The sequence below is a fragment of the Synechocystis sp. LEGE 06083 genome (assembly GCF_015207725.1).
Classification (GTDB): Bacteria; Cyanobacteriota; Cyanobacteriia; order Cyanobacteriales; family Microcystaceae; genus Synechocystis; species Synechocystis salina.
This window is the reverse complement of the sequence record NZ_JADEWJ010000126.1, coordinates 1-10,236: the sequence shown is the minus strand read 5'-3', so window position 1 is coordinate 10,236 and position 10,236 is coordinate 1. Positions and strand designations below refer to the sequence as shown.

The following is a 10,236-nucleotide window of genomic DNA, read 5'->3' as shown; positions in this document are numbered from 1 at the left end:
ACTTTATCTTTCACTTCCTACAAAAGCGTTTTGATCAAACCATTGAGTCGGCCATAGGCGATCGCCCCCAATAATTGTTAGAACTGGATTAATACCTTTGCGAGGGAAAATACCATGGCCGTCAAAAAACAGTTTGCCAATTTTGCCGAAATGCTGGCCGGTTCCCCCAAGCCGGTGTTAGTGGACTTTTACGCTACCTGGTGCGGCCCCTGTCAAATGATGGCCCCCATTCTTGAGCAAGTGGGCAGTCATCTCCGCCAACAAATCCAGGTGGTGAAAATTGACACCGATAGATACCCGGCGATCGCCACCCAGTACCAAATCCAGTCTTTACCAACGTTGGTGTTATTCAAGCAGGGGCAACCGGTGCATCGCATTGAAGGCGTACAACAGGCCGCCCAGTTAATCCAACAGTTGCAGGTTTTTGTTTAAATATAATTCCGGCGATCGGGAAGAAAACACTTTTCTTGTAGTCTCTCCCGTTTAGTTGGACTTTCCCATGGAATGTATTTGAAAAGTCCCTCTGACCTTCCGAGTTCGGAAAGAAACTAGATATCCATTTCCTATTGGCTGAAGCGTTAGGGGGCAAACTAAAACCTTGCAAACGGGCTCCTAGGACCTCATTTGTCAGGGAATGTTGGGTTGCTCCAGCTATTAGTAAGATAGCCAAATCATGAGAAAAGTGGAAGTTGTCCCCCATAACCAAAAATGGCGAACGGCGTTTGCAGTTGAATCGGAACGGGTCGCCGCTGAAATGGGAGAAAATGTTATCGCCGTACACCATATTGGCAGCACAGCTATTCCCGGCATCTATGCCAAACCCATCATCGATCTGTTGGTTGAAGTCAAAAATATTTTTAATGTGGATGAGCAGAACTCATCTATGGAATCAATTGGCTACGAAGTGATGGGAGAATTTGGCATTCCTGGTCGTCGATACTTTAGTAAGAACAACCAAGCGGGGTTCAGAACCCATCATATTCATATCTTCGAGGTTGGTTCAGAGCAAGTAAAACGTCACTTAAAATTTCGAGATTACATGATTGCCCATGCTGACGACGCCCAGAAATATAGCGAAATAAAACGCAAGTTGGCAAAAAAATATCCTACAAATATCGATAAATATATGGATGGTAAAGATCAATTTATTAGAGAAATAGACAGGAAAGCGGCACAATGGCACAAAACACAAAAAAGTCAACTTTCAATAACTCAATAATTGCTGGTCAGTATTCCTTGATAGAGTTCAATTAATCAGCATCAATAGTCCGGCGAATCCAGCCGTTGACCGTAAATCGACTGTGGGCAAATTCTCTAGAAGGACAAATCACAGGCATTACTTCATGGCGGCAACGGCTATTAAAAAAGATAATGGAATTATTAGTGGGGGGTAATTGTTTGAAAATTGGAATGGGTAATAATAGTGCTGTTTTGAAGTTCCGTATCGTAGAGTTTTAACTACCCCCCAGAAAATGCCTTTGGTTCTTGGTAAAAATAATAGACATAGGTGATTTGTCGGCTGGCTGTTTTTTCACTACGGGCATCGTTATGAGTTTTGTAACCTACATTCCGCACGTAGTACACCTTCGTCTGAAGTCGAGTACGACGGCAAGCCTATTTCGGAGTTTGCCTCTTGACCCCCAGTCAGTCAATACGCAAAAACTACGCTATCTGTAGTGTTTTCCCGAAAATTTAGTAACTATTGGTAGAGCCTGCGGAATATTGGTTGTAATAACAACCATCATTATGGGCTGTAAGCTGCACTTCAATTTCTGCAATTTCGAAAGGGGGAATTTTTAATTGTTCCAGTAATTCCAGTAGCGTCTTTGTGATTCTTTCCCTTATTAGGGCTGACAATACCGGAATTTTTTTAGAAAAAAGCACATAGGATTGGCGATATTGATTTGCTTTAGTGGTAATGTTTGACTCCATATATTGCTGTCGTCTGTTAATTGCTTCTCTGATAAATTTTTCATTTTCTTCTGGGGATAAAAAGTCTTTAACTTCTACATAATTAGCAGGCAAAAATATTGATTCCTACTATTGATCCCCCTGAATTATTTAAGATCAATAATACTTTTGTCAGACAATTTATGGTTGAACAATTTTAGCTGTTTTGTAGGTAACAAAAATCCCCCTCCCAATTAACAAAGGAAGGGGGACAACAGGCAACAAAGCCTTCAGATGATTAACAAGAATGGATTAAGGCTCCAATCATGGTTAAGAATGGGGCAATTACATCATGCCCATGCCACCCATGCCGCCCATACCACCCATTCCGCCCATGCCACCCATATCGGGCATAGCGGGGGCCGCTGGTTCAGGTTTTTCCACTACCAGGGCTTCGGTGGTTAGCACCATACCAGCGATAGAAGCAGCATTTTGCAGGGCAGAACGCACCACTTTGGCGGGGTCGATGATACCAGCGGCAATTAGGTCTTCAATTTTGCCGGTGATGACGTTGTAACCTTGGTTGCCAGTGGCTTCTTTAACTTTTTCGACAATGACAGAACCTTCCACCCCGGCATTGCTGCCCAACTGGTGTAGGGGGGCTTCCAGAGCTTTGGCAATGATGTCGGCCGCCACCCGTTCTTCATCGTTGCTGAGTTGGGCTTTAAAGGCTTGAATTTTGCCAGCTAAACGGATTAGGGTTGTGCCACCACCAGGGACAATACCTTCTTCCACCGCTGCTTTAGTGGCGTTGAGGGCATCTTCAATGCGGAGTTTGCGGTCTTTGAGTTCCGTTTCAGTGGCGGCGCCGACTTTAATCACGGCCACACCACCGGCTAGTTTGGCGATGCGCTCTTGGATTTTTTCTTTGTCGTAGTCAGAATCGGACGCGGCGTATTCTTTGCGTAGTTGCTCAATGCGTTCTTTAACTCCGGCAGAGGCCCGTTTGTCCGCTCCAGCAACGAGGATGGTGTTGTCTTTTTCCAAAGTGGCTTTAACCGCTTGACCCAATTGATCCAAGCTCACGCTGTCGAGGCTCAGGCCAATATCTTCAGAAATGACACTACCACCGGTGAGGATGGCGATGTCCTGCAACACCGCTTTACGCCGATCGCCAAAGGCGGGGGCTTTAATGGCGGCCACGTTGAGCACACCCCGGGCTTTGTTGACCACTAGGGTGGCGAGGGCTTCTCCTTCAATATCTTCAGCAATAATCAACAGGGGACGACCGGCCCGGGCAACGCTTTCCAGCACGGGTACCAAGTCGGCAATAGCGCTGATTTTTTTGTCGGTGATTAGAATCAGAGGATTATCAAACTCCACCAACTGGCGATCGCTATCGGTGATGAAGTAGGGAGAAATGTAACCCCGGTCGATCTGCATCCCTTCTACCACTTCCAACTCGGTGTTGAGGGACTTGGATTCTTCCACGGTGATGACGCCATCTTTGGTGACTTTGTCCATGGCATCGGCAATCATGGCCCCTACTTCCGGATCGTTACCGGCAGATACGGTGGCCACCTGGGCGATCGCCGAACCTTCTACGGGTTTAGCCAAAGCCTCAATTTCTTGGACGAGGAAAGTGGTAACTTTTTCGATGCCCCGACGGAGAGCTACAGGGTTAGCTCCAGCGGCCACGTTACGTAAACCTTCCCGTACTAAAGCTTGGGCAATAATAGTGGCGGTAGTGGTGCCGTCCCCGGCAATTTCCTTGGTTTTGGAAGCAACTTCCTGGATTAACTTAGCTCCAGCATTTTCTTCCGGGTTAGACAGTTCAATTTCTTTGGCGACGGTGATGCCATCGTTGACAATTTGGGGAGCACCGTACTGCTTTTCTAATAAAACGTTGCGACCTTTGGGGCCGAGGGTAATCCGCACTGCATCGGCCAGGGCATTAATCCCCGCTTCCAGGGAGCGTCTGGATTCATCCTTAAAGGAAATAAGCTTAGACATAGACTAAAAAGTTACAAATAACGTCAAAGGTGGCGGACAAGTCCATAAAGCACTCTAGCACTCTTGGCAGTGGAGTGCTAAGCCAAACAAGGTTCGGTTTTCCGTTCTTTGGGACGCTTAAGATACTGAATTTTTTTGCTTACTGACTGGTGGTGATGCCCCGTTCCCGCAGTTGCCGGATGAAATAATCTTCCAGGGAAGGCCTGGCCAAATTGAGGCTGATTAAACTGGCTCCAAGACTAGGTAAAGCATCCACTAGCGTTTGGGGATCTCCCTGGTAATCACCATGCCAGACATCCTGTTCCTGACTGAGGTTACCTAAATATTTGCTTAATTCCTCTGCTTGTCCCCCCCGTAAGACCACTTGGTAACCTTCGTCGGTGCCCAACACTTCCGCTAAAGAACCGCTACAGAGCAATTCTCCCCGGGCCAAAATGGCAATGCGGTCACAAATTTGCTCCACGTCGGCCAAAATGTGGGAGTTGAAAAAGATGGTTTTGCCCTGTTCCTTGAGGGAGAGAATAATTTCCCGCACCTGGTAACGCCCCAGGGGGTCTAAACCGGACATGGGTTCATCGAGGAATACCACTTCTGGATCATTAATGAGGGCCTGGGCCATGCCCACCCGTTGCAACATACCTTTGGAATATTGCCGCAATTGCTTCTTTTTGGCAGTTTTTTGGGCCAGCCCCACCAGGTCGCACATGGCCATAATGCGCCGTTGCCGTTCCCTTTTGCCAATCTGAAACAGGCTGCCGATGTAATCTAAAAATTCCCAGGCGGTTAAAAAGTCATAAAAATAGGCATTTTCCGGCAGGTAGCCAACCCGTTGTTTCGTTTGGCGATCGCCGATGGGTTTGCCCAGGAGGGTGCCCCGGCCGCCGCTGGCACGGATAACCCCCAAAAGAATTTTTAATAAGGTAGTTTTGCCCGCCCCATTAGGACCAAGCAGTCCAAAGGTTTCTCCCGGTTGCACCGCAATGGATAAAGGTTTAAGGGATTCCACCTTCTGATTCATCCAAAAGCCAGTACGGTAGGTCTTGCTAATCTCCCAGGTTTCCACCACATGGCCCTGGATTGGTTCCTTTGCCTCGGCGATCGGAGTTGACACGACCATTAACTTATTTCCTCCCTGAAAAAGTCCTGCCCAGAAGACCTAACCACTAATACTAAAAACACATCGATCAGTTTCGATCATGGTGGAAAAGGTCTTAAAAATAACTGCGCAGGATTTGACATACTGCTGAGCCCATTGTTGAGCCAACTCAATTTGGGTTGGGGTCAACTGCTCCTGCTTTGGCCCTTGATAGTTAAGTTTAACGGCTTTTTTATCCACCTCAAACTGAGCGAACCATTCTTCCTTGGGCCGGGTCGATTGGAGATAACGACTAGCCATGGTACTACCTAAATAATGATTACCTAAACTACCCAAATATTCAAAAGTTAATAACAGGTCTTCCACCGTCAAGCTAGTGGGGAGGGAAGCTTGGCCAGACTGTTCCTCTTTGAGCGGAGTTTGAGCCTCGGTTTGAGGACTAGGAGCACTATCCCCTGCCACCTTGATCAGACCGAAGTTTTCGGGCTTAAAACCGGCGTCAAACTGGGTTTGTTGATTATATTTGGCATTGGTTAACTTTGCCCCAGTTAAATCTGCCCCCGTTAGCAAAGCCCCGTGCAAGCAGGCTTCTTCAAGATTAGCCCTGGTCAGTAACGCTCCGGCACAAAGGGCCTGGTCTAAATGGGCTCCGTGGAGATTAACTTTGAGCAAAAAGGTTTTTAGTAGGGATGCCTGCCCCAGGTCAGCCCTAGCCAAATTAGCGCCGGACAGATCCGCATTGTTAAAATAGCAACCCTGCAATTTACAGCCTTGCAAATCTGATCCCCGCAGGTTGGCCTCGCTGAAGTCTGAGCCACTAAAATCTGCTCCAGCTAGGGTGAAGCCGTGGAGGTCAATGTGCCGCAGGGCTAAGTTAGGAAAATGGCGCTCCCCTGCCTGGTATTGACTAAGAATCGCCTGGGCTTGATTACTGTCTACCATCGAAAATTTTTCCGCTGCCGAGACTGCCGGTCAATTAAGATTAACCCTATCTAGTGCAAACCATAGCATTCAGTGGGTAACTTGTTGTCAACCCTGCATTGTGCCCTGTCAACAGGGGACAAGGGTTTGCGTCCGCACTCCGGCAAATCCCCTCTAAAGCAGTAGTTTTTGTCTTCCGTGGGCTATCTGCCAGGGAGCTAGAACTTTGCCCTTAAACATCGCCAAGGGTGCAACTAAATATTTTTTCTAGGAGGCCAACCATGGGCATATTTAGACTTTCTCAATTTTCCGCATCGGTGCTGTTATTATCCGGCACCCTTCTCACTGCCTTGCCCCCCTCTCCCCTGTGGGCCAACGAAATGCAACAACTGCTTACTGTCACTGGCCAAGCTTCGGAATCTGTCCCCACCACCCTAACTGAAGCCCAGCTAACAGTGGAAGTCCAAGCCGATACTGCTAACCAGGTTCAAACGGCGATCGCCGAACGGAGTAACCGTCTGGTGGCATATCTACGCAGTCAACGGGTGGATAAGTTACAAACCCAGGGGCTACAACTCCAGCCCAACTATGTCTATAGCAACAATGAAAGAAGGTTAGAAGGCTACATTGGCAGTAATACCGTCAGTTTTCAGTACCCAAGCGACCAAGTGGGAAAAATCCTTGACGAAGCTGTGCGGGCCGGGGCCAGTCGCATCGATGGCATTCACTTTATCGCTACCCCTGAAACCCTGAAGGCAGCAGAGCAAAAGGCCTTGGTCGCCGCCACCGCCGATGCCCAAGCCCAAGCTCGGGTAGTGCTGTCCAGTTTAAATTTAACCCCCCAAAACATTGTCCGCATTGTTATTAATCCCAGTCCAGGGCAACCCATGCCCCTTTTTAGGGGGGCCCTGGCCGCTTCCCCAGTAGCGGAATCTGCGCCCACACCCATTATTAGCGGTGACCAAACAGTACAGGCCACAGTGACCCTGGAAATTGCCTATTAATTGTTTCTGCTAGGGCGTCGGGCCATCCGTGGGATTGCCATTGCCGGGCTGAATCAAATCGGGAGTATTGCCGGGGTTCACTTCCGGTTCCCTAATTTCAGGGATGGGTAGCCAGTAAATCACCAAGGCAAAAACTGCTAAGCCCAAAGCTCCCAAGCTGGCGGGAATGGCCCGTTGCACAAAGGGTTCGTCCGGTTGCCGGTGGCGACGAGACAGGGGTTCTAGGGTAAGGGAAAAGTCCGGTAAAGTATGGCGATCGCCAATAAATTGGTCCACAGCTTCCACCAGGTCAAAGAGTTCCACAGTGGATAGATCAACGGCGATCGCCTCGGAGGATTCATCAGCCGGGGGATGCCACACCAAACGGTGCAGGGCCTGATCCGGCAGGGGGGTTAACTCGGCCCATTCCCCATTTTCTCCCCTGGTTTCTGTGGGATGGGGAATACCACTCAGACAACCCTGGGCGTAACTGTTGACCGCTTTAGCCAAGGCCTCCAGAAAAGCGCGGCCACCTTCCAAACTTTGGTTGGTGCCGAGGAACTGACAACGGGCATTGAGAATGATCTGCAAATCCTCGTTGCTAGAACTGGGATCAGTGCCGCTGGCCATGCCCTCCAGGGTGAGGGTACAGTTGGGTAAGCGATAGGGTCTTTGAATATTCAAGCCACTTCTCCGTCAAACAAGCTGATCCATAAACGTTCCATGCCGATGGTGCCAGTGCAAAACAATAATTGGTTGAGCAAACCCAGGGCAAAATCGTCCATGGCCGGTTCCGAAGCCAACAACACCGATACTTTAGCCCGGCGGGGATTCATCCGGCTACTAAAATGGGAACGGAATTGGTCTAGGTAATCCGACAGTAAAAAATTGGTACCCACCGGCAACTGTTTGGCCCGCATTTGTCGTTCCGCAATGAGCAATTGCCGCATAGTTACATTCAACGGCTTGGCCTGGTAATGGGCGATCGCCGTCAAAGCCTTAGCTTGGTCGAGGGTGAGCAGGGTGCGGTTATAGGAACGTCGCCAGGGATTAGTACAGCGTAACCGCCACAGAGCCAGGGCATGGGGAACAATGGACTGTAGCCCCAAACTTTCCGCACTGGCCAGCATTTTTGATGCCGAGCCCACATCCAAAGCCTCGATCGCCAGTAAGAGCAAATCAAGGCGTTGCTGTAACTGACTGGCACACCGCTGATTAGAGAGGGGAAAATCCGGCAAAGTTTTTAGCACAGCGGCCTGTTCTTCAACAACAACGGCGGCATCAGACATGGGCAAAGTTAACAGGCTGAGTTGGGCAACGGAGCAGAGCAGCCCAAAGGCTACCCAGAAAATAGTCTAAATTTTGACACTGCAAACCATGGTATCGCATCGGGTCAGACTCCCATCAAAAACCACGGCTGACCAAGAAAAAGCCAGTCTGCAAAGCACCGATGATTAACCCCAGCACTCCCCCCAGATTAACAATGGCCTGGAGTTCACTGCGGACAATGGCCTGGACAGCGGTTTCCAGCTCGGCGGCGGGGGTTTCATTAATACGGTTGATAATCACCTGGTCAATGGCCAGGATGGGAATAATTTGCTTGACAATTTTTTCTAAATCCTCCTCCAAATACCGTTCCAAAATTGACGCCAACTCCTCGCTTACCAAGCCCAGGGAACCGGTCACCGCCGTGGAAGATTGGAGACGATTGACAATGAGCACCGCCACGTTATCCCAGTCCACCGAGTTACCAAAATCCTTCAGAAAAGGTTCCCCCCGCTCCCGAATATAGGTACGCACCACTTCCCCGGTGGTTCGCCGCAATTGTCGCACCGTCGAAACGGGTAAATTTTCCAAGGATAATTGCTGGAGCCAGTCCTTGAGGCGATTCCGAATTTCCAAGGAAAGTAATAATTCCTTCAGGCGCAAATTGGCCGTTTCCTTTTCCTCCAGGCAAAAAGCCCGCAAACGGGTGAGGGAATTACGCACCCCAAATAAATTAGCCACCACCCAATAGGTGCCACTGGTTTTTTCCCGAAAACCCTCGTCAATTACCTGGATATTGCGATCGCTCAAAAAATCCACCAACGCCAAACGAATGGTATCCGGCGGCAATACTGTGCCTAATAACCAATCAGCGAACTGACGGGATTGCAGTTCCGACAATCGAAATTCCAGCAAAATTTGGTCAAAAATACGGTTAATCTGATCCGAGAGAAAATTATCCTGCCGGGCCAGGGCTTTTAGTAAGCGGGGCAAAGATTCACTAAATAAATCCCGCAAAATATTGGCGAGAATTTGAGCGGTTTTTTGTTGCTTATCTTCCCGAATTTGTTTCAGGGCCAATTGCAATAGCCACCCCAAGGCCCCCTCTACTCGGTCCCGTTGCAGGAGTTTACGGGCTAGCCGTTGTAGCTCCTCTGGGGTCAGCAAAGATCCCATAATAGTGTCGGAAACCCTCTTGGCCAGCCGTTCCTGGTTGCGGGGAATTAATCCAGGGGTGAAGGGCAGTTGATAGGGCCCCAAAAAGAGGGGTTTGTAGGGACGAAATAGCATTTTGATGGCTAAGTCGTTGGTAAAATAGCCAATAATTCCCCCTGCAATGGGGGGTAAAGCGAGGGTGAGGAGTAGGGAGTAGTTAATCATCATCAATGGCAAGGCAAGGCAATCCCCAGCCCAGACGGAACAGGATTCAGAGGATCATAATCTTGGCCAGACCGGGGTGAAGATGAAGAAGCATCAAGGTTTCTCATCAGTGCGAACACAATTTTTGCCCCTCCTTCCCAAAGTAATAAATCCCGCCCTTGAAAATCGAAGATCACTGTCTCAGCTTTAATAAATTTTCCTGCACCACCGGCGGTAAACGGCGCATAATTTTGCCCTTGGCGGGGTCGATCGCCACTAGGGTAATTTTGCCAGTCACACAGAGTTCCCCGGTTTCTAGGCAAACAATTTGATTTTGCCATTCCAACCGTACTTTCTGGATTTCTTGCATTTGCACTTTAATCACTGCGGTTTGCCCCAGGCGGATGGCACGGTGGTAGCGTAGGGCCAGGTTCACCACCGGTAAATCACAGCCCAGCTTGACCAAATCGGCAAAGTCCACCCCAATGGACCGCAAACATTCAACTCGGGCGGTTTCCAACCAGGTTAGGTAGGTGCCATGCCAAACAACGCCGCCGTAATCAGTGTGGTGGGGCTGCACCCGGACCATAATCTCAAACCACTTTTCGGTCACAGCCTCCAGTTCCGGTCGGGGAACTAGGCAATGGTCTCCTGGGGGGCTTGGGGGTAATTGGGGCTTTGGGGAATCACTCACAGTCAATCTAAAGG

The 10,236-nt window shown here is 49.2% G+C and carries 10 protein-coding genes and 3 pseudogenes; 4 read left to right on the top strand and 9 right to left on the bottom strand.

Annotation, left to right across the window (positions count from 1 at the left end):
* The 3 genes and pseudogenes from IQ219_RS10950 to IQ219_RS10940 all read left to right on the top strand — a co-directional run.
* A pseudogene (locus tag IQ219_RS10950) lies at window positions 1–74 on the top strand (DedA family protein); the annotation flags it as partial.
* 40 nt (window positions 75–114) lie between these two features.
* On the top strand, window positions 115–432 hold the full coding sequence (gene trxA / locus IQ219_RS10945; RefSeq protein ID WP_194020368.1) for a thioredoxin: 318 nt from the start codon (window positions 115–117) through the stop codon (window positions 430–432).
* 241 nt (window positions 433–673) lie between these two features.
* Window positions 674–1,219 (top strand): GrpB family protein, encoded by a 546-nt coding sequence (locus IQ219_RS10940; RefSeq protein WP_194072611.1) that lies wholly within the window; start codon window positions 674–676, stop codon window positions 1,217–1,219.
* 31 nt (window positions 1,220–1,250) lie between these two features.
* Here IQ219_RS10940 and IQ219_RS10935 read toward each other — a convergent pair.
* The 5 genes and pseudogenes from IQ219_RS10935 to IQ219_RS10915 all read right to left on the bottom strand — a co-directional run.
* Window positions 1,251–1,560, bottom strand: a pseudogene (locus IQ219_RS10935) (2OG-Fe(II) oxygenase); the annotation flags it as partial.
* Window positions 1,561–1,707: 147 nt separating this feature from the next.
* Window positions 1,708–2,037, bottom strand: a pseudogene (locus IQ219_RS10930) (hydroxylase); the annotation flags it as partial.
* A gap of 198 nt (window positions 2,038–2,235) precedes the next feature.
* On the bottom strand, window positions 2,236–3,903 hold the full coding sequence (gene groL, locus IQ219_RS10925) for a chaperonin GroEL (RefSeq protein WP_190598272.1): 1,668 nt from the start codon (window positions 3,901–3,903) through the stop codon (window positions 2,236–2,238).
* A 139-nt stretch (window positions 3,904–4,042) separates the two neighbouring features.
* The gene (locus tag IQ219_RS10920) at window positions 4,043–5,020 is read right to left on the bottom strand and encodes an ABC transporter ATP-binding protein (protein ID WP_194072610.1); all 978 of its coding nucleotides are present in this window, start codon (window positions 5,018–5,020) and stop codon (window positions 4,043–4,045) included.
* 39 nt (window positions 5,021–5,059) lie between these two features.
* Window positions 5,060–5,941 carry a pentapeptide repeat-containing protein gene (locus IQ219_RS10915; protein ID WP_194072609.1) on the bottom strand — a complete coding sequence of 294 codons (882 nt, stop codon included), beginning with the start codon at window positions 5,939–5,941 and terminating at the stop codon, window positions 5,060–5,062.
* Between the two features lie 260 nt (window positions 5,942–6,201).
* Between IQ219_RS10915 and IQ219_RS10910 the strand changes: the two genes are divergently transcribed.
* Window positions 6,202–6,924, top strand: a complete 723-nt coding sequence (locus tag IQ219_RS10910) for an SIMPL domain-containing protein (RefSeq protein WP_228016953.1) — start codon at window positions 6,202–6,204, stop codon at window positions 6,922–6,924.
* A 9-nt stretch (window positions 6,925–6,933) separates the two neighbouring features.
* Here IQ219_RS10910 and IQ219_RS10905 read toward each other — a convergent pair whose 3' ends face one another.
* From IQ219_RS10905 to IQ219_RS10890, 4 genes are all read right to left on the bottom strand, one after another.
* On the bottom strand, window positions 6,934–7,587 hold the full coding sequence (locus tag IQ219_RS10905; RefSeq protein ID WP_194020363.1) for a DUF4335 domain-containing protein: 654 nt from the start codon (window positions 7,585–7,587) through the stop codon (window positions 6,934–6,936).
* Window positions 7,584–8,192: a DUF3038 domain-containing protein gene (locus tag IQ219_RS10900; protein ID WP_190598291.1), complete on the bottom strand. Its 609-nt coding sequence runs from the start codon at window positions 8,190–8,192 to the stop codon at window positions 7,584–7,586. The genes IQ219_RS10905 and IQ219_RS10900 overlap by 4 nt, the downstream gene beginning before the upstream one ends.
* A gap of 115 nt (window positions 8,193–8,307) precedes the next feature.
* Entirely contained in the window at window positions 8,308–9,549 is a 1,242-nt protein-coding gene (locus IQ219_RS10895; RefSeq protein ID WP_228016957.1) for a DUF445 domain-containing protein, read from the bottom strand.
* Between the two features lie 172 nt (window positions 9,550–9,721).
* Window positions 9,722–10,222 (bottom strand): thioesterase family protein, encoded by a 501-nt coding sequence (locus IQ219_RS10890; RefSeq protein ID WP_190598278.1) that lies wholly within the window; start codon window positions 10,220–10,222, stop codon window positions 9,722–9,724.
* Window positions 10,223–10,236: the final 14 nt, after the last annotated feature.

Bases quoted from the DNA above. Each gene is read 5' to 3' on its own strand.
- IQ219_RS10940 (WP_194072611.1), top strand. From the start codon at position 674: ATGAGAAAAGTGGAAGTTGTCCCCCATAACCAAAAATGGCGAACGGCG.
- IQ219_RS10915 (WP_194072609.1), bottom strand. From the start codon at position 5,941: ATGGTAGACAGTAATCAAGCCCAGGCGATTCTTAGTCAATACCAGGCA.
- groL (WP_190598272.1), bottom strand. From the start codon at position 3,903: ATGTCTAAGCTTATTTCCTTTAAGGATGAATCCAGACGCTCCCTGGAA.
- trxA (WP_194020368.1), top strand. From the start codon at position 115: ATGGCCGTCAAAAAACAGTTTGCCAATTTTGCCGAAATGCTGGCCGGT.
- IQ219_RS10900 (WP_190598291.1), bottom strand. From the start codon at position 8,192: ATGTCTGATGCCGCCGTTGTTGTTGAAGAACAGGCCGCTGTGCTAAAA.
- IQ219_RS10895 (WP_228016957.1), bottom strand. From the start codon at position 9,549: ATGATTAACTACTCCCTACTCCTCACCCTCGCTTTACCCCCCATTGCA.
- IQ219_RS10910 (WP_228016953.1), top strand. From the start codon at position 6,202: ATGGGCATATTTAGACTTTCTCAATTTTCCGCATCGGTGCTGTTATTA.
- IQ219_RS10920 (WP_194072610.1), bottom strand. From the start codon at position 5,020: ATGGTCGTGTCAACTCCGATCGCCGAGGCAAAGGAACCAATCCAGGGC.